The organism is Bacillus sp. YKCMOAS1 (assembly GCF_030268125.1).
Classification (GTDB): Bacteria; Bacillota; Bacilli; order Bacillales; family Bacillaceae; genus Bacillus; species Bacillus safensis.
The window spans coordinates 346780-367444 of the sequence record NZ_BSEI01000001.1 but is presented as its reverse complement, the minus strand read 5'-3'; the positions used below and the strand labels follow the sequence as shown (position 1 = coordinate 367444).

The following is a 20665-nucleotide window of genomic DNA, read 5'->3' as shown; positions in this document are numbered from 1 at the left end:
GTGGTGAAACAGGAACAGGATAAAATACTGTTTTGGGTTCATCATTGAAAGTGATAAAATAGAGCTGTATTTCTGAATCGCCTGTGATAAAAGGAGGAAGAAGCGTGCCGAAAGTTCGTACGAAGGACATAATGGAACAATTTCATCTTGAACTGGTAAGTGGGGAAGAAGGGATTAATCGTCCCATTACAATCAGTGATCTTTCCAGACCAGGTATTGAAATGGCTGGTTATTTTACATATTACCCAAAAGAAAGAGTTCAACTTTTAGGGAAAACAGAGCTTTCTTTTTTTGAACAGCTCCCAGAACGCGAACGAAAGCAGAGAATGATGTCTCTTTGTACAGATATTACCCCTGCCATTATTTTGTCACGAGATCGTGATGTCCCGAAGGAATTAATCGAAGCATCAAATGAAAATGGCGTGCCCGTTTTACGATCTAGCCTAAAAACGACAAGACTTTCGAGTCGATTGACCAACTTTTTAGAAAGTAAACTTGCACCAACGACTGCTATTCATGGTGTGCTCGTAGATGTATATGGTGTAGGTGTGTTGTTAATTGGGAAAAGCGGAGTAGGAAAAAGTGAAACAGCCTTAGAATTAGTGAAGAGGGGACATCGGCTGGTCGCAGACGATTGCGTGGAAATCCGTCAAGAGGATCAGGATACGTTAGTTGGGAGCGCACCAGAGCTGATTGAACATCTTTTAGAAATCCGCGGGTTAGGCATTATTAATGTGATGACCTTATTTGGAGCAGGCGCTGTCAGAAGCTATAAGAGAATTACGATTGTGATGAACCTTGAGCTTTGGGAACAAGGCAAACAGTATGATCGTTTAGGACTTGAAGAAGAGAAAATGCGAATCATCGATACAGATGTACCGAAGCTGACGATTCCTGTACGGCCAGGTCGAAACTTAGCTGTCATCATTGAGGTGGCTGCGATGAACTTCAGGCTGAAACGGATGGGACATAATGCAGCAGAACAATTTACAAGTAAACTTGCCGATGTCATTGAAGACAATGGCCAGGATGAATAGGAGTTGACTATATGAACGAAGCAATTCAGCCAATTGATCCGATTGCTTTTCAGCTTGGACCTATTTCGGTTCATTGGTATGGTGTGATCATTGGGGTCGGGGCCTTGCTTGGACTCTGGCTCGCACTGAGAGAATGTGAAAAAAGAGGAATCAATAAAGATATGTTTATTGACTTAATCTTATTTGCCATTCCAATAGCGATTATTTGTGCACGAATTTATTATGTATCCTTCGAATGGGATTACTATCAGCAGCACCCAAACGAAATCATTAAAATTTGGAATGGTGGAATTGCGATTCACGGCGGGCTGATCGGTGCCGTGCTGACAGCCATCGTTTTTACAAAAGTGAGAAAGGTATCCTTTTGGAAAATAGCTGACGTCGCAGCACCTAGTATTTTACTAGCGCAGGCAATTGGGCGCTGGGGGAACTTTATTAACCAAGAAGCGCATGGTGAGGCGGTTTCAAGAGCCTTTTTAGAAAATTTGCATCTGCCTGAGTTTATCATTAATCAAATGTATATTGATGGTACCTATTATCATCCGACGTTCTTATACGAATCATTATGGAATCTTGCCGGTGTTGTCATCTTGATTTTACTACGCAGAACATCGCTGCGAAGAGGCGAAATCTTCTTGTCTTATTTAATTTGGTATTCAATCGGCCGTTTCTTCATTGAAGGGATGAGAACAGACAGCTTAATGCTGACAGAGCATCTTCGAGTCGCACAGATGATTTCGATTGCGATATTCGTAGTGGCTGTTCTACTGATTTTCTTTAGAAGAATGAAAGGATACGCATCGATTCCGTATAAAGAGAACAACTCATCGAATTAAGCAGGGGGGATCAAAAGAGATGGGAGAGACATGGAAAAACGGCTTGAAAGCAGGACTATCGACAACTTGGACACTTGGCAAAGTCATCTTTCCAGTTACCATTCTCGTCAGTATCTTGCAGCATACGCCTGTAATGGATTGGATCATACAATTCATTCGGCCATTTATGGGGTTGTTTGGTCTTTCGGGAGAAGCGGCTATTCCGCTTGTTTTAGGTAATATGCTGAACTTATATGCGGGGATTGCAGCTATTTTGACATTAGAGCTTCCTGTGAAGGAAGTGTTTATTTTGGCAGTGATGCTTTCCTTTTGCCATAACCTGATCATCGAATCGACAGTGGCAGCAAAGGTTGGACTGAGAGTGTCTGTGATTTTACTGGTCAGAATCAGTCTTGCTGTGATTTCGGCTATTGTCATTCATCTCGTTTGGCAGGGAGGCGAGGAGCCGGCGCAATATGGACTGCTGACGGCAGCTCAGGCGGCTGATGTGCCTTCTAGCTGGTACATGATCGTCCTTCTTGCTTTACAAAAAGCTGTACTCGGTGTGCTCCAGCTCGCCTGTATCGTCATCCCTCTCATGATCATCATTCAATTCATGAGAGATTTAGGGTGGCTTCATACGCTGTCTAAGTGGCTGTCACCTTTTACTAGAATGCTTGGAATGAAAGAAAATACGTCTATGACGATGGTGGCTGGATTAACGATTGGTCTGGCGTACGGAGCTGGCGTGATGATGAAGGCAGTGGAAGAGGACGGTGTGAGTAAAAAGGACTTAACACTTGCCTTTATTTTTCTCGTTGCCTGCCATGCGGTGGTCGAAGATACGCTGATTTTTATTCCACTTGGTATTCCAGTATGGCCGCTTCTTGTCATCCGTCTGATTTCTGCAATTTTATTGACAGCTGCTATTAGCTATATTTGGCGGAAGCGGGAGCTTGCAGCTGTTAGAAAGGAAGCCATATGAACGAATCGACGATCAACACAGTGCTATTTGATTTAGATGGCACATTAATCAATACAAATGAATTAATTATTGCTTCATTTCAGCATACGCTGGATCATTATTACCCTGGTCAGTACAGCCGTGAGGATATTCTTCATTTCATTGGTCCGTCCTTGTTTGATACATTCTCTGCAATGGACCCTGATTTGACAGATGACATGATTCAGATGTACCGCACGTTTAATCATCAGCAGCATGATCTGCTTGTGACTGAATATGAGACCGTTATCGACACATTGAAAGTCCTGCAGGATCGAGGGTTTAAGCTCGGTATTGTCACAACGAAAATACGGGATACGGTTTTGATGGGATTGAAGCTGACCGGTTTAGAGCCGTTCTTTGAGGTCATTGTGACGCTCGATGATGTACAAAATGAGAAGCCGCATCCGGAGCCTGTTCAACTGGCATTATCAAAGCTTGGCAGTGATCCGCATGAAGCGGTGATGGTCGGTGATAATTATCACGACATTTTGTCTGGTCAAGCGGCAGGGACAAAAACGGCAGGTGTTGCTTGGTCTATTAAGGGAGAAGAGGCCCTTTTAAAGCATCGCCCTGATTTCATGCTGAAGAAAATGAGTGATCTCCTGGCGATTGTTGGAGCTGATTAAGTTGAGAAAAACAGATCGTTATCCTGTAAAAGGGGTCAATTCGTTGCGACAAGTCTATCGGACAGTTCCCTTTTTCAAAGTGGTGAAAAACTTCATTTTTATTCAAATGGCAAGGTACACGCCTTTTATGGGAATGAAAAATTGGATATACCGTACCTTTCTTCGTATGAAGGTTGGCGAGGATACGGCGTTTGCCTTAATGGTGATGGTTGATATTATGTTTCCTGAGAAAATCACTGTCGGTCGAAATAGTGTGATCGGCTATAACACGACCATCCTGTCCCATGAGTATTTGATTAAAGAGTACAGACTTGGGGAAGTCTATATTGGTGATGAAGTCTTAATTGGAGCTAATTCAACTATTTTACCTGGTGTGACTATTGGGGATGGAGCGATCGTATCGGCTGGTACACTTGTTCATAAGGATGTGCCAGCAGGCTCATTTGTTGGAGGAAATCCAATGCGCATGATTTATACGAAGGAAGAAATGGAAGCACGTCAATCTAAGTCTGCTGAGTAGCTCGGCAGACTTTTTTGTTGACAATGTGACATGGTGTAACTATAATGATTACAACAGAGGTGAGAAAACATGAAAATCAGCAGCAGATTTACTGTCGCTGTCCATATTCTGGCCTTGCTATCACTTGAAAAAGGATCTTTACAGACATCGGAGGATATCGCAGGAAGTGTGAATACAAACCCAGTGGTCATCCGCCGCATTATGAGTAAATTAAAAAAAGCAGGCCTAATCTCAACGAGTCTTGGCAAAGGTGGTTCTCAGCTGAACCGCAGTGAAGACGACATCACATTGCTCGATGTGTATAAAGCGGTTGAAGTCGTAGATGAGGGTGAATTGTTTCAAATTCATGAAAGCCCAAATCCTGACTGTCCGATCGGTGCAAATATTCAAGCGGTGCTTGAATTAATTTTATGCCGCGCTCAAAGTGCGATGGAGCAAGTACTTGCTGAGATCAAATTAAGTGAACTAACGCATGTGTTAATCAAAAAAATTGGATGATCTATTCAATTTTTTTTACCTCTGTTGTAACTGAATTAGTTACACCTTTCTTTATCAACATAAAACCATATTGCAGGAGGAGTTAACATGAAAATTGGAATTATTGGCGCAACAGGAAAAGCAGGACAAGAAATTGTGAAAGAGGCTCAATCAAGAGGACATGAAGTAACGGCAATCGTCCGTGATGCACAAAAAGTGACTGATTCATCACTAGCTGTTCTTGAGAAGGATGTGTTTCACTTGCAAGCAGAAGACATCAAAGGCTTTGATGTGATTGTGAATGCATTTGGCGCACCTGCTGGACAGGAGCATCTTCACGTAGAAGCTGGGAAAAAGCTGATTGATATTTTAAAAGAAACACCTGAGACTCGTTTAATCGTTGTGGGCGGAGCTGGAAGTCTATTTGTAGATGAGGCGAAAACAATAAGACTTGTTGACACACCAGAATTTCCGAAGGAGTATGTGCCTACTGCTTCACAGCAAGGAGAAAATCTAAAAGATCTTCAACAGTCAGAGGGGTTAAAATGGACCTTCCTCAGCCCCGCTGCATTCTTTAATCCAACTGGCAAACGTACGGGTTCTTATGTGAAAGGGAAAGACAATCTAATTGTCAATTCTAAAGGTGACAGCTATGTGAGCTATGCTGACTATGCCATTGCGCTGGTTGATGAAGTGGAGCAGGCAGCCCATGTTGGAGAACGTTTTACCGTTGTATCTGAAGCTGAATAAGCAGTTTCATGGCCGCCTAAAAATGATAAATGGGGAGTCTAACGTATGAATGAGCAAGAATTGTCTTTCATCTATGTATGGGATGCGTATTGTGGCTGGTGTTATGGATTTTCAAACAGTATCCGCACTTTGCATGAAAATCATCCGGAGATATCACTAACACTTGTTTCGGGTGGTTTATTTGTAGGGGAAAGGAGTCTTCCGATAAAGGATTATCCGCACATTCCAGAAGCAAATCAGCGTATTAGTCAGCTGACTGGTGTCGAGTTTGGTGAACGTTATCAGAAGCTGCTAGCAAACGGAACGTTTCTTTTAGACTCTGAGGCTGCGGCCATTGGTTTTTCTGCATTAAGATCCATCGCACCTGAGCGTTCATTGTACTTGGCTTCATCGATGCAAAAGGCTTTTTATCAAGACGGAAAAAGTCTGAGTGATGAGGAAACGTATCGGGAGATCGCTTTGGCGCATCATCTTGATCCTGACGCAGTCATTGAACGTATGAAAACAAAAGAAGCGATCAATGATGCATATGCTGACTTTGCGAAGGTTCATCAACTTCATGTGAATGGCTATCCTACACTTATATTAAAAAGAGGGGATGAATACTTCAGCCTGGGCGGAGGTGCAATGACGGCTGAAAAGCTTGAAGACCGCCTAAAGGAATTTCTAGAAAAATAAATCATTTAAAAACAACCTCTATGCGGATAGAGGTTGTTTTTTACGCTTTAATGATAATCGCCTGACTGCCCATCTGTTCCCAAGAATCTTCAAATTGATCACGGTCGACCTTTTGATTCTTTTCTCCATATGGATTATTCAAGTAGACATGCTCCTTGTCATAGCCTGTGATGACTACGCTATGCACATTAAAGCTTACATCTATTTTGCCATTTGGTGTATCCCAAGTTTCGATGTTATCGGTTTTGTCGAAGGTGGATGTCGTAATCACCCAGACAGGATAGCCCTTTTCAAGTGACTGATAGATGGCCTTTTTAACAGGCTTTCCGGTTAAGTCGACAACTTGATCGCCCGCGTATTTTTTCGCAAGCTGATAAATCGGTTCGTGGTAAACCCCAAGACCCGGTCCATTCTCCATATCGCCTACAAACCCGTCATGAGGGTCACCTTTTAAGCCATTTTCATAATTGAGCGGAACACGTTTGATTTCATTTGCCAATGCGTTTTTCGTTATGTGCTCATAGCCGCTGTAATGAAGCAGCATCGCTAAGCTCGTGACTTCGCATCCGTTATAAAGCCTTGGTGCATCCATTTGATTGTAGAGAATGACGTCCATGGCTTTTTTGCTTCCTTTTAGTGAATGATGTGTGGTTTCTGCTTTTTTTGTTGAACGAGTTTCTTCAGCCGAGAGTGCCGTTTCGTTTTCTTTTTTTGCTGCTTCTTGCGGCGATGCTGTTTTCTTGACTTGGTCGAGTTGTGAAACGTATATAAAGCCGAAATAAACAAGACATGCGCACAACAAAGTTAAGATTAATGTCTGGATGAACTTCACTGTTAATCTCCTGTGTTATTCAATATTTTTAAGTATTATAGCACGTTCCTTCACCGAACATGCAGAAAAGGCACAGGTGTCACTTGAATGTAATAATTCCAGAATATGTTGATGAAAATAGGGAGAAATAAAAATGATTGATTTAATTACTTTATTTTGTTAGCATATTATCATATTAGCGAACTAAAGGATTCGGAATTTTTTGTTTTAATGTGTTGGAGGTGCGGAAGAACATGTTTATGTTTGAGAAACCATATGGTATGCGGGATTCATTACCTGGATTGTATGAGACGAAGAAAAAAGTGAGACATTCTTTAACAGAGATCATGAATGGTTGGGGTTTCCGTTTAATGGAGACACCAACGCTTGAATTTTACGATACAGTCGGTGTGCAATCGGCGATTACTGATACACAGCTTTTTAAGCTCCTTGATCAAAACGGGCAAACCCTTGTACTGAGACCTGATATGACAGGTCCGATTGCAAGGGTGGCGGCTTCTAAGCTTCATGAACAGGCGTATCCACTTCGTGTTGGGTATGCAGCCAATGTGTTTCGTGCGCAGGAAAGAGAAGGCGGAAGGCCATCAGAATTTGAGCAGGTCGGAATTGAATTGATTGGTGATGGTTCGATTAGTGCAGATGCTGAAGTCATCGCACTTGCCGTATTTGCCTTAAAAAATGCCGGGCTAAGATCCTTCAAAATCGCGATCGGGCATGTCGCTTTAGCAGAGACGTTATTTGTCGATGTACTCGGAAATACAGAGCGTGCAAACGTCCTTCGCCGCTTCTTATATGAAAAGAATTATGTAGGATACCGTCAGCATGTGAAACAATTACCGCTTTCCTCCATCGATAAAATGAGGCTGTTACAGCTTTTAGAGTTAAGAGGCGGCCAAGAAGTGATAGAGCGGGCAGAGGAAATCGTCGTTTCACAAGAAGGAAAAGAGGTGCTCGCACAGTTAAAGTCGCTATGGGAGACACTTGAAGATTACGGCTGTACAGAATATATCCGTTTAGATTTAAGCATGGTGAGTCATATGAGCTATTATACGGGTATTTTGTTTGAAGTATTTGCTGATCATGTTGGATCGGTCATCGGAAGTGGCGGTAGATATGATCAATTACTTGCTCATTTTAATGCACCCGCACCAGCTACAGGGTTCGGGCTTCGACTAGACCGTCTTCTTGAAGCGCTCGATGCAAAAGAGATCAATGAGCCGCAGGAGGCTGTGATTTTTAGCAAAGAACAAAGACTTGAAGCTTTTGCTTTTGCAGAAAAGGAGCGCTCAAAAGGGAAAAAGATCGTCCTGCAAGACTTAGCGGGGATTGAAAATATTGACGCGATGACCAAGGCATTTGAACAGGTGACTTATTTTATCGGCGCTAGAAAGGAAGAGTGAAATGAGTAAAGTGTTGACGATGGCAATGCCAAAGGGCCGGATATTTGAAGAAGCAGCCGGGCTGTTAAGACAGGCGGGGTACCAGCTGCCAGAGGAATTCGAGGATTCAAGAAAATTAATCATAGATGTACCAGAAGAAAACCTCCGCTTTATTTTAGCCAAGCCAATGGATGTGACCACCTACGTAGAGCACGGTGTGGCGGATGTTGGCATTGCAGGAAAGGATGTCATGCTCGAAGAAGCTCGTGATGTGTATGAAGTGCTCGATTTAAACATCAGTAAATGTCATTTAGCTGTTGCTGGTTTGCCAGGAGCGAGCTGGGGTGGTGTCGCACCGCGTGTGGCAACAAAGTACCCAAATGTCGCATCGTCCTATTTTAGAGAGCAAGGGGAGCAGGTGGAGATCATTAAGCTGAATGGTTCCATTGAATTAGCACCACTCATTGGGCTTGCCGATCGCATTGTAGACATCGTCTCTACAGGTCAAACACTAAAGGAAAATGGACTTGTGGAAACGGAGCATATTTGTGATATCACGTCACGTTTTATTGTCAATCCTGTGAGCTACAGGATGAAGGATACGGTGATCGATGAAATGGCACAGCGTCTTGCAAGAATTATTGAAGGAGAAGGGGAGGAATCATCATGAACATCACCTGCATACAAGAAGGTGAGACAGATACTCTCTCACTCAAACGGTCTTTAGATACAGGAACAGAAGAGCAGCGTCAGGCTGTTCAGCGCATTATACAAGAAGTGAGAACAAATGGTGATGAAGCTGTACGGTCTTTTACAAAGCAATTTGACGGTGTGTTGATTGAAGATCCGCTTGTTACAGAGGATGAAATGGCAAAAGCCTGTGACCGCTTGGACAAAGAGATGATTCAGATTATCCAAACGGCTATCAAGCATATTCGCACATACCATGAGCGCCAGTTGACATCCTCTTGGTTTTATCACCAAAAGGACGGCTCAATGCTTGGTCAAAAGGTGACACCGCTTGATGCGGTAGGTGTGTATGTCCCAGGCGGAACAGCGGCCTATCCATCATCTGTCTTAATGAATGTGATCCCTGCGCTAGTTGCTGGCGTTGAACGAATCGTTCTTGTGACACCCCCTGGGAAAGATGGACGTCTCTCTGACGCTGTCTTAGCTGCGGCGAAGGAGCTTGGTATTTCTGAGATGTATAAAATGGGCGGTGCACAGGCGATTGCGGCACTTGCCTATGGAACGGAAAGCATCAAGCCTGTTGATAAAATCACAGGTCCAGGGAACATTTATGTAGCGCTGGCAAAGCGGGAAGTATTTGGTCAGGTAGATATTGATATGATTGCAGGTCCAAGTGAAATTGCAGTTCTAGCAGACGAAACAGCAGTCGCGCATGAGGTAGCGGCGGATTTACTTTCGCAGGCAGAGCATGATGCGCTGGCATCTAGTATTTTGGTAACACCGTCTAAGACACTTGCTGAAAGCGTGCAGGCTGAAGTCAGAAAGCAGCTTGATACTTTGCCGAGAAAATCAATCGCAGCACAATCCATTCAAGATCATGGCCATATTTACGTGACAGAATCAATCGATCGTGCAGTAGACGTCGTCAATCAATTAGCACCAGAGCACTTAGAGGTGCTGACAGCATATCCAGAATCACTTCTTGGTCAAATCAAGCATGCGGGCGCGATTTTCTTAGGACGCTATAGTCCAGAGCCGGTGGGCGATTATTTTGCAGGACCGAATCATGTGCTGCCAACAAACGGAACAGCTCGATTCTCCAGCCCGCTTGGTGTGACTGATTTTCAAAAGAAAACGAGCATTATTTCATATAGTCAAGAGGCCTTTGAAACACACCGTGAAAGCATTGCCGCTTTTGCCAGATTAGAAGGGCTTGAAGCGCATGCAAGGTCGATTGAAGCGAGAAAGCGGGAGGAATCGTAATGAGACAGGCGAAAACAGCGAGAAAAACAAATGAAACGGACATTTCATTAGCGCTAGAAATTGATGGAGAAGGAAAAGCGGATATTCAAACAGACGTCCCTTTTATGACGCACATGCTTGATTTATTTACGAAGCATGGACACTTTAATTTGACCGTCGATGCGAAAGGAGATACGGATGTTGACGATCACCACACAACAGAAGATATCGGCATTGTGCTTGGGCAAATGTTTAAGGAAGCGTTAGGCGATAAAAAGGGAATTAAGCGGTATGGTTCAAGCTTTGTTCCGATGGACGAAACACTTGCCCAGGTCGTGGTCGATTTAAGCAATCGTCCTCATTTGGAAATGAGAGCGTCCTTTCCAAGTCAAAAGGTAGGTACCTTTGATACAGAGTTAGTACATGAGTTTCTGTGGAAATTTGCACTTGAAGCCCGGATCAACCTTCATGTCATTGTTCACTACGGAACGAATACACACCATATGATTGAAGCCATTTTTAAAGCGATGGCACGTGCCTTAGATGAAGCAACAACCATTGATCCACGTGTGAAAGGAATTCCTTCGACAAAGGGGATGCTCTAATGATCGGAGTCATTGATTACGGAATGGGAAATTTGTTCAGCGTATCAAAAGCATTGGAACGAGCAGGTGCCCGCTATATCGTTTCCTCTGATGTGGAGGAGCTGAAAAAAGCAGATGCTTATATTTTGCCCGGAGTTGGTTCGTTTCGTGATGCAATGCAGCTGTTAAAAGAGACTGGACTTGAGGCGTTTATTCATCAAGTTGTACAGGAAGGAAAGTTGTTATTCGGCATTTGCCTTGGCATGCAGCTGTTATTTGAAGAAAGCGAAGAGGCAGGCCACACAAAAGGATTGGGGCTGTTAAAAGGGCGTGTCGTTCTTTTAAAAGATCGTGATCAGGACGGGCAAAGGCTGAAGGTACCTCATATGGGGTGGAATGAGCTTACATTTCATCAGCCCTCCCCATTGTTTGACGGTGTACCAGAAGGATTTGCATACTTTGTTCACTCTTATTATGTGAGTGATATGAACCCAGATGAGCAATTAGCAAGCGCGGACTATGGTGTTCAAGTACCAGCAATCGTTGGCAAGGGAAATGTGCTTGGTGCACAGTTTCACCCTGAAAAAAGCAGTACAACGGGAATGGCGCTGCTCAAACAATTTATTCTATTAGCAAACGAACAGAGGGTGAGCAAATGAGTGAGTTTACATTATATCCAGCGATTGATATGAGAAATGGCAAATGTGTACGTCTTGTACAAGGAGATTATGATCAGGAAACCATTTATGGAGATTCACCGCTCGACATGGCCGCGAAATTTGCGAAGGATGGAGCGACGTGGATTCATCTTGTGGATCTGGATGGTGCAAAAGCAGGGAAACGTGTCAATCATGAGCATGTGCTGGCGATTGCTTCTTCCTTAGATGTGAAGGTACAAATTGGCGGCGGTATTCGGACAGAAGAAGACGTTGCCTTTTATTTAAGTAACGGCGTCGATAGAGTGATTCTTGGCAGCTCAGCTGTATCTAACCCAGCCTTTGTGAAAAAAATGCTGTCGCAATATGGAGAGAAAATCGCAATTGGGATTGATGCGCGAAATGGCTTTGTATCGACTGAAGGGTGGCTTGAAACGTCTAAAGTGAAGGCAGAGGAGCTCGGCAGGGAATTGGCAAAGGAAGGCGCAGAGGTCTTTATTTTCACCGATATTCAAATGGATGGCATGCTGTCTGGTCCCAATGTGGAAAGCACGGTTCGCTTAGCAGAAGCAACCGGCAAACAAGTGATTGCTTCAGGCGGTGTCAGCGCGGTAGCTGATCTTCAAAAGCTGTCAGCGCAAAAAGAGACTGGTGTGTCTGGTGCGATCATTGGAAAAGCACTTTACACGAAGCAGTTTACTTTAGCGGAAGCATTTGAAGGGCTTGACGGCATATGATGACAAAACGAATCATCCCATGTCTTGATGTGAAGGAAGGGCGTGTTGTCAAAGGAGTGCAATTCCTAGGCTTAAAGGATGCTGGTGATCCAGTAGAATTAGCGCAGATCTATGATGAGGCAGGGGCGGATGAACTCGTCTTTCTTGATATTTCTGCGTCGCATGAAGGCCGGAAAACGATGGTGGATGTGGTCAAACAAGTCGCGTCCACTCTTGCCATACCATTTACGGTAGGAGGCGGAATTAACCACCTTGATGACATGAAGCGTATATTAAGAGCGGGTGCAGACAAAGTATCTGTCAATACAGCAGCTGTGTTAAGGCCAGAACTGATTTCAGAAGGTGCTGACTTTTTTGGCTCCCAGTGTATCGTTGTTGCAATTGATGCAAAATACGATGAAGAGAAAAAAGCATATATGGTCTATACACACGGAGGACGCCGTCAAACAGATTTAGAGGTTAGCGACTGGGCGAAGGAAGCTGTGCAAAGAGGTGCAGGAGAGATTTTACTGACAAGTATGGATGCCGATGGTGAAAAGACAGGCTTTGATCATCGATTGACAAAGCTTGTATCAGAGGCAGTCACTGTGCCAGTTATCGCTTCTGGCGGCGCTGGCAATGCCCAGCATATGCTGGAGGCATTTACAAAAGGAGAAGCTGATGCAGCATTAGCAGCCTCCATTTTCCATTATAAAGAAACCTCTATTCACGAGGTGAAAACATATTTGAGAGAACACGGGGTGAAGGTCAGATGAAACAGGCAAATGAATTAACTTTTAATGAAGCAGGCCTGATTCCTGCGATTGTACAGGATGCTCAAAGTAAGGAAGTATTGACGCTGGCATATATGAATCAAGAGTCCTATGAAAAAACGCTGGAGACAGGCGAAACATGGTTCTATAGCCGGTCGAGAAACGAGCTTTGGCACAAAGGCGCCACCTCTGGACATACCCAGCAAGTGAGTTCTATTCGATATGACTGCGACAAGGACGCTCTGCTTGTCCTTGTCGCGCCAAGCGGCCCAGCCTGTCATACTGGCAGCTATAGCTGTTTTTCGGAAGAAGGCGTAAAGCGCCAAAGCGAAGAGCAGGATCGTTTTGCGATATTAAATGAACTTGAACAGGTCATTGCAAAGCGTCAGGCGGAAATGCCTGAAGGTGCTTATACTACCTATCTATTTGAAAAAGGGGTCGATAAAATCCTGAAAAAGGTAGGGGAAGAAGCGTCTGAGGTGATCATTGCAGCGAAAAACCGAGATCAAGAAGAATTGAAATGGGAAACAGCGGACCTCCTCTATCATCTTCTTGTGCTATTACGTGAACAGCAATTGCCGCTTGATGATGTATTAAAGGTATTAAAAAAGCGTCATCAAGGTGAATGAAAAGCCGGGGGATATCCCAGGCTTTTTATTTTTAAATGAAAAACAAATCCTTCCTTTCCTTTTGTTCTATGTGACGACTGGTGAAGTATGTTATACTACACACGGTACACTGTTCGAAATGGAGGGTATCGGTGAGTAAATACACTTCTCAAAATAATCACACACAAGTCGTCCAGCTTTTTCAAGATGGGCATTACTTTTTTCATAAAGGTCTTAAAGCATATAGAGAAAGAAATTTGTCTAGGGCAAGTAAGCTAATACAGCGGGCCATCGTACTTGAGCCTGAAAATGTAGAAATGCTGTCACAGCTTGCCATTATTTATACTGAAATGGGTCATTACCAACAATCAAATGAACTGCTTGATTTCATCCTTGAACACATCGATGAAAACATGTCTGAGTGTCACTACTTTAAAGCCAATAATTATGCCAATCTCGGACTATTTCAAGAGGCATATAAATCAGCTACTGCTTATGCCGCGCTGGAAGAGAACGGGGAATTTGCGGATGAAAATGACGACCTTCTTGACTTGCTCGATATGAGCGACGAAGAGGACGAAGATTTTCCTTATGATCAGGATGACCTGATTGTGAAGCAGGATCAAGCAAACCATTTGCTAGAAAGCGGCAGACTCGATGAAGCCATTGAGATGCTAGAACAGATGATTGTTGAGTATCCAGAATTTTGGTCAGCGTATAATAATCTCGCTTTGGCCTATTTTTATTCTGGTCGAATCCATCAGGCGAAAGAAATGTTGAACCGGGTCCTTCATGAAAATCCCGGTAATCTGCATGCCCTTTGCAATCAGCTAGTCTTCTACCATTATGAAAAAGAAGAAGAGAAGGTCAACAAGTTAGCGAAGCAATTAACGCACGTGTATCCAATACTAAGTGAACAGCGTTATAAGCTTGGTGCAACATTTGCCCTTATAGGAGAATTTGAATGGGCCTTTAAATGGCTTTATTCTTTGTACAAAACAGGTTTTCAGGGAGATAGTACATTTTTATACTGGCTTGCAAGCGCAGCCTATCATACAGGTCACAAGACGCTCGCCCAAACGGTTTGGGATAAGATGGTCGAAGAAGACATCGACGCAGATGAAATCAAGCCTTGGCAGGATAAACCTGAGGTGACTGAGCCAATGGTCTCGATTGAGGAACGGCTGACTGCGTATTATGTCAGTAAACAAAAAGGAGAACGTGACGTTCTGCAGTCTGTCCTTGATGCACGCGCAGCGAAAACGGCCTTTGAACAGCAATTCATAGAACTGCTTTTGTATGAAGATGAAATGAAAGAAAAGTCTTTTTCAGAAGATGCAGTTTTTGCAAAACAGGCGGCATCTAGTTTGGAGGAAGCCGTTCAGCCTGACAGCCATATGCCTTATTTTTGGTTATTCCATATTATTCAGCAGGCACGTGCTTCTGGTATTGATAAGAAAAATGCGCCTGCCTGGGCAGCAGCATCCTATTATCTATGGATGAATGAACAAGAAGAATCAGCTGTCAGCAAAAAAGACATTGCGTCTGCTTTTCAAATCAGTGTTCAAACACTGTCAAAATACGAACGAGAAATCTGTACGTTAATTGATTAAATAGGTAAATAGATTGAGAACGTCCCAGCATGGCCGAAAAGGTCATGCTTTTTTCTTGGATAAAAAGGTGGGATTTGCAAGGAATTGGCGAAGTATGACAATCACGACATGTTTTTGAAACATAAATGTAATAAAAATATTAGCTCATTTTGTCGATGTCTCATGTATAATGAAAATCGTGGATTAAAACAAAGATAGATATTTAAATATTTTACTATACATAATGAAACACCTAGTGATAGAAACAATCTGGTCAACATCTGACTGAACAATCAGGAAGAAAGACATAGAGAGCACAGATTGGTCGCAGAGAATTTGCTGCTTTCTAATGTCGCTTGGGAAATTGTCAAAGGAGGAACTATTCGTGAAAAAGTTTATTACTTTCGGTTTAGCTTCGGTGATCGGAGCGAGCGGTTTATTTATTCCATTTACACATGAAGCAAACGCACAGAACTTTGAACAAAAGAAACAAGAACTAGACAGCAAACAATCTGAGGTAAACAAGAATCTTCAAAAGAAAAAAGAAGAGCTTTCAAAGCTTGAAGCAAAACAAGAGGCACTTGCACAAAAGCTTAAAGATATTGATGAGAAAGCTTTAAAAACAAGTGATCAAATCGAAGAAAAACAAAAAGAAAATGAAAAAACTAAAAAAGAAATCAAAGCACTGAAAAAAGAAATTGCTGATACAGAAAAACGTATTGAAGAAAGAAACGAGTTCTTGAAAAAGCGTGTACGTGCCCTTCAAGAGAGCGGCGGTTCTACGAAATACATAGATGTATTACTAGGAGCAAAAAGCTTTAGTGATTTCATCAGTCGTGCAGGTGCAGTTTCTACACTGATCAACGCAGACAGTGAAATCATTAAAGAGCAGGAAAAAGACAAAGCAGAGCTTCAAAAGTCTGAAAACGAATTAAACACAAAGCTTGAAAATGTGCAAAGCACACTTGCAAAGCTTGAAACACTTCAATCAGACTTGAATAAACAGCTTGATGAAAAAGACAAGCTATTCAAGCAAGTGAAAAAGCAAAAAGGAAGTGCTTTTTCAGAAATCAGCGAGTTAAACAGTGAGGCTAACAGCATTGCATCTGAAAAAGACGCAACAGTAGCTGCACAAAAACAAGCTGAAAAAGAAGCTAGAGAAGCAGCTCAAAAAGCAAAAGAAGAAAAAGCGCAAAGACAACAGCAGCAGCGTCAAGCTAGTGTTCAAGCGGAAGACAACAGCTCAAATAACGATAGCAGCCCGTCTTCGAGTAACAGCGGGTCATCTAATAACAACAATAACAATAACAGCAACAGCAGCTCACCAAGCAAGAAGCCATCTACTGGCGGTGGATCACCTGTCAGCAGTAACGTAGGCGGAATTGAAGGTGCAATCAGCACAGGTTCTACTATTGTTGGACAATCTCCATATAAATGGGGCGGCGGCAGATCACAAGCCGATATTGACGCACGTCGTTTTGACTGTTCTTCATTCGTTCGCTGGGCATTTGCATCAGCAGGTATCAACCTTGGACCAGTTGGCGGTACAACAACAGATTCGCTTGTAGGTAAAGGAAGAGCTGTAAGTGCATCTGACATGAAACGCGGAGACCTTGTGTTCTTTGATACGTATAAAGTAAATGGACACGTTGGTATTTACTTAGGAAACGGTACATTCTTGAACGATAACAGCTCTCGCGGTGTTTCAGTTGACTCAATGAGCAACGTATACTGGAAAAAAGCATTCAAAGGCGTTGTAAGAAGAGTCGTTGAATAAATCATTACTTTTTATATAACCGTAAACAGGCTTCCTTAAACAGCAGTTTAAGGAAGCTTTTTCTTTTTTTGAAGATATGAGCAAATGATTCGCTTATTCCCCGCAGATTTAATAGGATATGGGTAAGGAATAAAAGCTAAGAGTGGAAATGATGCTCTCTGTCATGAATGGAAGCATCACCCAAGGGCATTCTAATAAGAAATGCGAGCAGCAATTGAAGAGGGAGTGACAGTTGTGTCAGAAGAAAAAATCTACGATACGATCATCATTGGAGCGGGTCCTGCCGGAATGACAGCCGCTGTTTATACATCACGGGGAAATCTTTCAACATTAATGATTGAAAGAGGAATTCCAGGCGGACAAATGGCGAATACGGAAGATGTCGAGAACTATCCTGGCTTTGAAAGCATTTTGGGGCCGGAACTTTCAAATAAAATGTTTGAGCATGCGAAGAAATTCGGTGCAGAGTATGCGTATGGCGATATCAAAGAAATCGTGAACGGTGAAGAGTACAAAATCGTCAAAGCCGGCTCAAAAGAATACAAAGGACGCTCTGTCATTATCGCGGCAGGGGCTGAATACAAAAAAATCGGTGCACCAGGTGAAAAAGAACTTGGCGGCCGCGGTGTATCATATTGTGCAGTATGTGACGGAGCATTCTTTAAAAACAAAGAGCTTGTCGTCATTGGCGGCGGAGATTCTGCTGTAGAAGAGGGTGTGTATCTTACACGCTTCGCTTCTAAAGTAACGATTATCCATAGACGCGATAAGCTTCGTGCACAAAGCATTTTACAAGCGCGTGCCTTTGATAATGAAAAAATTGACTTCATGTGGAACAAAACCGTCAAACAGATCAATGAAGAAAACGGGAAAGTCGGCAGTGTGACATTGATTGATACGGTGACTGGTGAAGAAGAAGAGTTTAAAACAGACGGCGCCTTTATCTATATCGGAATGCTGCCACTGTCTAAACCATTTGAAAATCTCGGCATTACAAATAAAGAAGGCTACATCGAGACAAACGAAAGAATGGAAACGAGAGTGGAAGGTATTTTCGCAGCGGGTGACATTCGTGAAAAAACACTTCGTCAAATTGTCACAGCAACAGGAGACGGAAGTATTGCAGCACAAAGCGCACAGCATTATGTAGAAGAGCTTGCTGAAAAACTCAAAGCAACGAAATAAATGGCTGTCGTAAATCCTTAATATAGCGTCATGGGCTTTTAACTGGAATGTAACACGGGTGAAATAATTTTCCGTTATGATAAAACTAGTAATTGACCCCCTTTTATAAGGAATACATGTTTGGCACGGATGTGAATCCGTGTCCTTTTTTTTGCCTAAAATCAGAAATTCACCAGATGTTCACAAATGACGCATGGAGAACCGTTAGATGCTGTAAAATAAAGAGTAGAGAAATTGCCCGTGACATCATTCAAACGAAAACCGGTCTGTTTTCGGGGAAGAACGGGCATGTTCATTGTGGGAGTCAGGTTGAACCTGTATAATAAGTTAAAGACATAAAAGAGTAGGTGACAGCTGATGCAACGAGTAACCAATTGTGTGCTGCATCACGAAGATCAAGTTCTCTTGCTGCAAAAGCCAAGACGGGGCTGGTGGGTAGCACCGGGCGGCAAAATGGAAAGCGGAGAATCGGTCAAGGATTCAGTCGTTCGAGAATATAGAGAAGAAACAGGTATTTATATTTTAAATCCGCAGCTGAAAGGTGTTTTTACCTTTATCATAAAAGAAGGCGATCAAATCGTTCAAGAGTGGATGATGTTCACCTTTATGGCAGATTCATTTACCGGAAAAAATGTAACAGAGTCAGAGGAAGGCATTTTAAAATGGCATGACGTAAAGGATGTGCCTCATTTGCCGATGGCTCCAGGAGATTCCCATATTCTTGATTTTATGCTCAAAGGAAAAGGACTTCTGCACGGCACTTTTACGTATACACCCGATTTTGAGCTGATTGCTTATCGGTTAGATCCTCAGGGAGAATAATACATGAACCGTTTTCATAAAGAAGGAGAGGAAGCAGGCATGAATACACACAAACAAGAAGATATTCAGCTTGTGATTATTACAGGAATGTCAGGTGCGGGGAAAACCGTCGCCATTCAAAGCTTTGAAGATTTAGGCTACTTTTGTGTTGATAACCTGCCGCCATCACTTTTACCGAAATTCCTAGAGCTCATGAAGGAATCGAATTCCAAGATGAGCAAGGTCGCTCTTGTGATGGATTTGCGCGGACGCGAATTTTTCGACAGCTTAATTGCGGCTTTAGATGAAATGAGTGATCTTGACTGGATCACGCCAAGAATTCTATTTTTAGATGCAAATGATAAGGTGCTTGTCTCAAGATACAAAGAAACGAGACGTTCGCATCCCCTTGCGACAACAGGTTTGCCGCTTGAAGGAATTGCAATGGAGCGCGAGCTGTTAGAGGAGTTAAAAGGCCGGTCTCAAATGATTTTTGATACATCGGATTTAAAACCAAAACAGCTGCGAGAAAAAATCGTCACGCACTTTGCCACAAACCAAGGACAGGTGTTTACAGTAAACGTGATGTCTTTTGGCTTTAAATACGGTCTGCCGATTGATGCTGATCTTGTCTTTGACGTGAGATTCCTGCCTAATCCTTACTATATTGAGAGTATGCGTCCACAGACTGGAAACGATGAAGAAGTGCGCTCCTATGTGATGAAATGGAGTGAAACGCAAAAATTCACAGAGAAATTAATCGATCTTCTCAGCTTTATGCTTCCGTCGTATAAGAGGGAAGGAAAAAGCCAGCTTGTGATCGCCATCGGCTGTACAGGCGGGCAGCATCGATCTGTGACGCTGGCCAACTATTTATCGGAGTATTTTAAAAACGATTACTATACACATGTCACTCACCGGGACATTGAAAAGAGAAGCAGAAAATAGATGACGACACTACCAAAGGTGGTCATTCTTGGCGGTGGCACTGGCTTATCTGTTTTGCTCAGAGGGCTAAAAACGAAGCCAGTGGACATTACCGCTATAGTAACGGTTGCTGACGACGGAGGCAGCTCAGGCAGACTGCGGCATGATTTGAATATTCCCCCTCCAGGTGATATTCGAAATGTTCTTGCGGCTCTCTCTGATGTTGAACCGCTTGTAGAAGATTTATTTCAGCACCGTTTTAACAAAGGGAATGACTTAACAGGCCACTCACTCGGCAACCTCATTCTTGCGGCCATGACAAATATAACCGGTGATTTTTTTCATGCCGTTACTGAAATGAGTAAGGTTTTAAATGTGAGAGGAAAAGTATTGCCAGCAGCAAATTCAAGTGTTGTTCTTCATGCGGAATTAGAAAATGGGCAAATGGTGACAGGAGAATCGAAAATTCCCACCTATGGTGAGCGAATTAAACGAGTGTTCCTCACACCCGATACGATTGAACCGCTGCCAGAATCTATTCAAGTCATTCGTGAGGCGGATTTGATCGTCATTGGGCCTGGCAGCCTGTATACGAGTATTTTGCCAAACTTGCTTGTCCCGCATATTGGAGAAGAAGTGATTCGCTCAAAGGCGAAAAAAGTGTATATTTGCAATGTCATGACGCAGCCAGGGGAAACGCTTTCCTACAGTGCTGCTGATCATGTTCAGGCATTAAATGATCATATGGCTCGTCCATTTATCGATACGATTTTTGTGAACAATAAAGAAATTCCAGAAGAAATCAAAGCAAAATATGCAGAAGAACAGGCACAGCCTGTCCAGTTCGACACAGATGCACTGAAAGCAATGGGACTAGAAGTGATTCCTGGAGAAATCATTACATATGACCAGCATGTCATTCGTCATGACACGCTGAAAGTAGCCTCGCTGCTTGTCGATCTACTGCATCAGAAAAAATAGGAATGGGGGTGGC

Annotated in this window: 23 protein-coding genes; 22 read left to right on the top strand and 1 reads right to left on the bottom strand. The window is 43.0% G+C overall.

Annotated features, from left to right (window positions below; genetic code table 11):
* Window positions 1-104 precede the first annotated feature (104 nt).
* The 8 genes from hprK (at window position 105) to QSJ46_RS01945 (ending at window position 5909) form a co-directional block, all read left to right on the top strand.
* Window positions 105-1037, top strand: coding sequence for an HPr(Ser) kinase/phosphatase (gene hprK / locus QSJ46_RS01980; protein ID WP_024423572.1), 933 nt, complete (start codon window positions 105-107; stop codon window positions 1035-1037).
* Between the two features lie 11 nt (window positions 1038-1048).
* A complete protein-coding gene (gene lgt, locus QSJ46_RS01975) occupies window positions 1049-1873 on the top strand; it encodes a prolipoprotein diacylglyceryl transferase (RefSeq protein WP_285604198.1) in 825 nt (274 codons plus the stop codon).
* A gap of 19 nt (window positions 1874-1892) precedes the next feature.
* On the top strand, window positions 1893-2837 hold the full coding sequence (locus tag QSJ46_RS01970; RefSeq protein ID WP_144472059.1) for a nucleoside recognition domain-containing protein: 945 nt from the start codon (window positions 1893-1895) through the stop codon (window positions 2835-2837).
* The gene (ppaX, locus tag QSJ46_RS01965; protein WP_024427663.1) at window positions 2834-3484 is read left to right on the top strand and encodes a pyrophosphatase PpaX; all 651 of its coding nucleotides are present in this window, start codon (window positions 2834-2836) and stop codon (window positions 3482-3484) included. The genes QSJ46_RS01970 and ppaX overlap by 4 nt, the downstream gene beginning before the upstream one ends.
* A gap of 1 nt (window position 3485) precedes the next feature.
* The gene (locus QSJ46_RS01960) at window positions 3486-4004 is read left to right on the top strand and encodes an acyltransferase (protein ID WP_285604197.1); all 519 of its coding nucleotides are present in this window, start codon (window positions 3486-3488) and stop codon (window positions 4002-4004) included.
* Between the two features lie 69 nt (window positions 4005-4073).
* Window positions 4074-4502: an Rrf2 family transcriptional regulator gene (locus QSJ46_RS01955; protein ID WP_024423567.1), complete on the top strand. Its 429-nt coding sequence runs from the start codon at window positions 4074-4076 to the stop codon at window positions 4500-4502.
* An 87-nt stretch (window positions 4503-4589) separates the two neighbouring features.
* Window positions 4590-5231: an NAD(P)-dependent oxidoreductase gene (locus tag QSJ46_RS01950; RefSeq protein WP_047201841.1), complete on the top strand. Its 642-nt coding sequence runs from the start codon at window positions 4590-4592 to the stop codon at window positions 5229-5231.
* 45 nt (window positions 5232-5276) lie between these two features.
* Window positions 5277-5909, top strand: a complete 633-nt coding sequence (locus QSJ46_RS01945) for a DsbA family protein (RefSeq protein WP_212039658.1) — start codon at window positions 5277-5279, stop codon at window positions 5907-5909.
* 40 nt (window positions 5910-5949) lie between these two features.
* Here QSJ46_RS01945 and QSJ46_RS01940 read toward each other — a convergent pair whose 3' ends face one another.
* Window positions 5950-6741 carry a C39 family peptidase gene (locus QSJ46_RS01940; protein WP_269773631.1) on the bottom strand — a complete coding sequence of 264 codons (792 nt, stop codon included), beginning with the start codon at window positions 6739-6741 and terminating at the stop codon, window positions 5950-5952.
* Between the two features lie 233 nt (window positions 6742-6974).
* Here QSJ46_RS01940 and QSJ46_RS01935 point away from each other — a divergent pair, with 233 nt between their 5' ends.
* The 14 genes from QSJ46_RS01935 to QSJ46_RS01870 all read left to right on the top strand — a co-directional run bounded on the left by QSJ46_RS01935 (window position 6975) and on the right by QSJ46_RS01870 (window position 20652).
* On the top strand, window positions 6975-8141 hold the full coding sequence (locus QSJ46_RS01935) for an ATP phosphoribosyltransferase regulatory subunit (RefSeq protein ID WP_107163020.1): 1167 nt from the start codon (window positions 6975-6977) through the stop codon (window positions 8139-8141).
* Between the two features lies 1 nt (window position 8142).
* Window positions 8143-8790, top strand: coding sequence for an ATP phosphoribosyltransferase (hisG, locus tag QSJ46_RS01930; RefSeq protein WP_039181668.1), 648 nt, complete (start codon window positions 8143-8145; stop codon window positions 8788-8790).
* Window positions 8787-10073, top strand: coding sequence for a histidinol dehydrogenase (gene hisD / locus QSJ46_RS01925; RefSeq protein WP_047201837.1), 1287 nt, complete (start codon window positions 8787-8789; stop codon window positions 10071-10073). Before hisG ends, hisD begins: the two co-directional genes overlap by 4 nt.
* Window positions 10073-10657, top strand: coding sequence for an imidazoleglycerol-phosphate dehydratase HisB (gene hisB, locus QSJ46_RS01920; RefSeq protein WP_212039661.1), 585 nt, complete (start codon window positions 10073-10075; stop codon window positions 10655-10657). The genes hisD and hisB overlap by 1 nt, the downstream gene beginning before the upstream one ends.
* Window positions 10657-11295: an imidazole glycerol phosphate synthase subunit HisH gene (gene hisH / locus QSJ46_RS01915; protein ID WP_047201835.1), complete on the top strand. Its 639-nt coding sequence runs from the start codon at window positions 10657-10659 to the stop codon at window positions 11293-11295. Before hisB ends, hisH begins: the two co-directional genes overlap by 1 nt.
* Entirely contained in the window at window positions 11292-12029 is a 738-nt protein-coding gene (hisA, locus tag QSJ46_RS01910; RefSeq protein ID WP_047201834.1) for a 1-(5-phosphoribosyl)-5-[(5-phosphoribosylamino)methylideneamino]imidazole-4-carboxamide isomerase, read from the top strand. The genes hisH and hisA overlap by 4 nt, the downstream gene beginning before the upstream one ends.
* Complete coding sequence (hisF, locus tag QSJ46_RS01905; RefSeq protein ID WP_047201833.1) at window positions 12026-12784, top strand: imidazole glycerol phosphate synthase subunit HisF; 759 nt, start codon at window positions 12026-12028, stop codon at window positions 12782-12784. The genes hisA and hisF overlap by 4 nt, the downstream gene beginning before the upstream one ends.
* Window positions 12781-13410 carry a bifunctional phosphoribosyl-AMP cyclohydrolase/phosphoribosyl-ATP diphosphatase HisIE gene (gene hisIE, locus QSJ46_RS01900; RefSeq protein WP_058837573.1) on the top strand — a complete coding sequence of 210 codons (630 nt, stop codon included), beginning with the start codon at window positions 12781-12783 and terminating at the stop codon, window positions 13408-13410. Before hisF ends, hisIE begins: the two co-directional genes overlap by 4 nt.
* A 131-nt stretch (window positions 13411-13541) precedes the next feature.
* Window positions 13542-15002 (top strand): tetratricopeptide repeat protein, encoded by a 1461-nt coding sequence (locus QSJ46_RS01895; RefSeq protein ID WP_285604196.1) that lies wholly within the window; start codon window positions 13542-13544, stop codon window positions 15000-15002.
* A 364-nt stretch (window positions 15003-15366) separates the two neighbouring features.
* Complete coding sequence (locus QSJ46_RS01890) at window positions 15367-16758, top strand: C40 family peptidase (RefSeq protein ID WP_047203857.1); 1392 nt, start codon at window positions 15367-15369, stop codon at window positions 16756-16758.
* A gap of 234 nt (window positions 16759-16992) precedes the next feature.
* On the top strand, window positions 16993-17943 hold the full coding sequence (gene trxB / locus QSJ46_RS01885) for a thioredoxin-disulfide reductase (RefSeq protein WP_048238006.1): 951 nt from the start codon (window positions 16993-16995) through the stop codon (window positions 17941-17943).
* Window positions 17944-18300: 357 nt separating this feature from the next.
* Window positions 18301-18765 carry an 8-oxo-dGTP diphosphatase gene (locus QSJ46_RS01880; RefSeq protein WP_024423553.1) on the top strand — a complete coding sequence of 155 codons (465 nt, stop codon included), beginning with the start codon at window positions 18301-18303 and terminating at the stop codon, window positions 18763-18765.
* 39 nt (window positions 18766-18804) lie between these two features.
* Entirely contained in the window at window positions 18805-19692 is an 888-nt protein-coding gene (gene rapZ, locus QSJ46_RS01875) for an RNase adapter RapZ (RefSeq protein WP_039183329.1), read from the top strand.
* On the top strand, window positions 19693-20652 hold the full coding sequence (locus tag QSJ46_RS01870; protein WP_047203858.1) for a gluconeogenesis factor YvcK family protein: 960 nt from the start codon (window positions 19693-19695) through the stop codon (window positions 20650-20652).
* Window positions 20653-20665: the final 13 nt, after the last annotated feature.

Bases quoted from the DNA above. Each gene is read 5' to 3' on its own strand.
- lgt (WP_285604198.1), top strand. From the start codon at position 1,049: ATGAACGAAGCAATTCAGCCAATTGATCCGATTGCTTTTCAGCTTGGA.
- QSJ46_RS01970 (WP_144472059.1), top strand. From the start codon at position 1,893: ATGGGAGAGACATGGAAAAACGGCTTGAAAGCAGGACTATCGACAACT.
- ppaX (WP_024427663.1), top strand. From the start codon at position 2,834: ATGAACGAATCGACGATCAACACAGTGCTATTTGATTTAGATGGCACA.
- QSJ46_RS01955 (WP_024423567.1), top strand. From the start codon at position 4,074: ATGAAAATCAGCAGCAGATTTACTGTCGCTGTCCATATTCTGGCCTTG.
- QSJ46_RS01950 (WP_047201841.1), top strand. From the start codon at position 4,590: ATGAAAATTGGAATTATTGGCGCAACAGGAAAAGCAGGACAAGAAATT.
- QSJ46_RS01945 (WP_212039658.1), top strand. From the start codon at position 5,277: ATGAATGAGCAAGAATTGTCTTTCATCTATGTATGGGATGCGTATTGT.
- QSJ46_RS01935 (WP_107163020.1), top strand. From the start codon at position 6,975: ATGTTTATGTTTGAGAAACCATATGGTATGCGGGATTCATTACCTGGA.
- hisG (WP_039181668.1), top strand. From the start codon at position 8,143: ATGAGTAAAGTGTTGACGATGGCAATGCCAAAGGGCCGGATATTTGAA.
- hisD (WP_047201837.1), top strand. From the start codon at position 8,787: ATGAACATCACCTGCATACAAGAAGGTGAGACAGATACTCTCTCACTC.
- hisB (WP_212039661.1), top strand. From the start codon at position 10,073: ATGAGACAGGCGAAAACAGCGAGAAAAACAAATGAAACGGACATTTCA.
- hisH (WP_047201835.1), top strand. From the start codon at position 10,657: ATGATCGGAGTCATTGATTACGGAATGGGAAATTTGTTCAGCGTATCA.
- hisA (WP_047201834.1), top strand. From the start codon at position 11,292: ATGAGTGAGTTTACATTATATCCAGCGATTGATATGAGAAATGGCAAA.
- hisF (WP_047201833.1), top strand. From the start codon at position 12,026: ATGATGACAAAACGAATCATCCCATGTCTTGATGTGAAGGAAGGGCGT.
- hisIE (WP_058837573.1), top strand. From the start codon at position 12,781: ATGAAACAGGCAAATGAATTAACTTTTAATGAAGCAGGCCTGATTCCT.
- QSJ46_RS01880 (WP_024423553.1), top strand. From the start codon at position 18,301: ATGCAACGAGTAACCAATTGTGTGCTGCATCACGAAGATCAAGTTCTC.
- rapZ (WP_039183329.1), top strand. From the start codon at position 18,805: ATGAATACACACAAACAAGAAGATATTCAGCTTGTGATTATTACAGGA.
- QSJ46_RS01870 (WP_047203858.1), top strand. From the start codon at position 19,693: ATGACGACACTACCAAAGGTGGTCATTCTTGGCGGTGGCACTGGCTTA.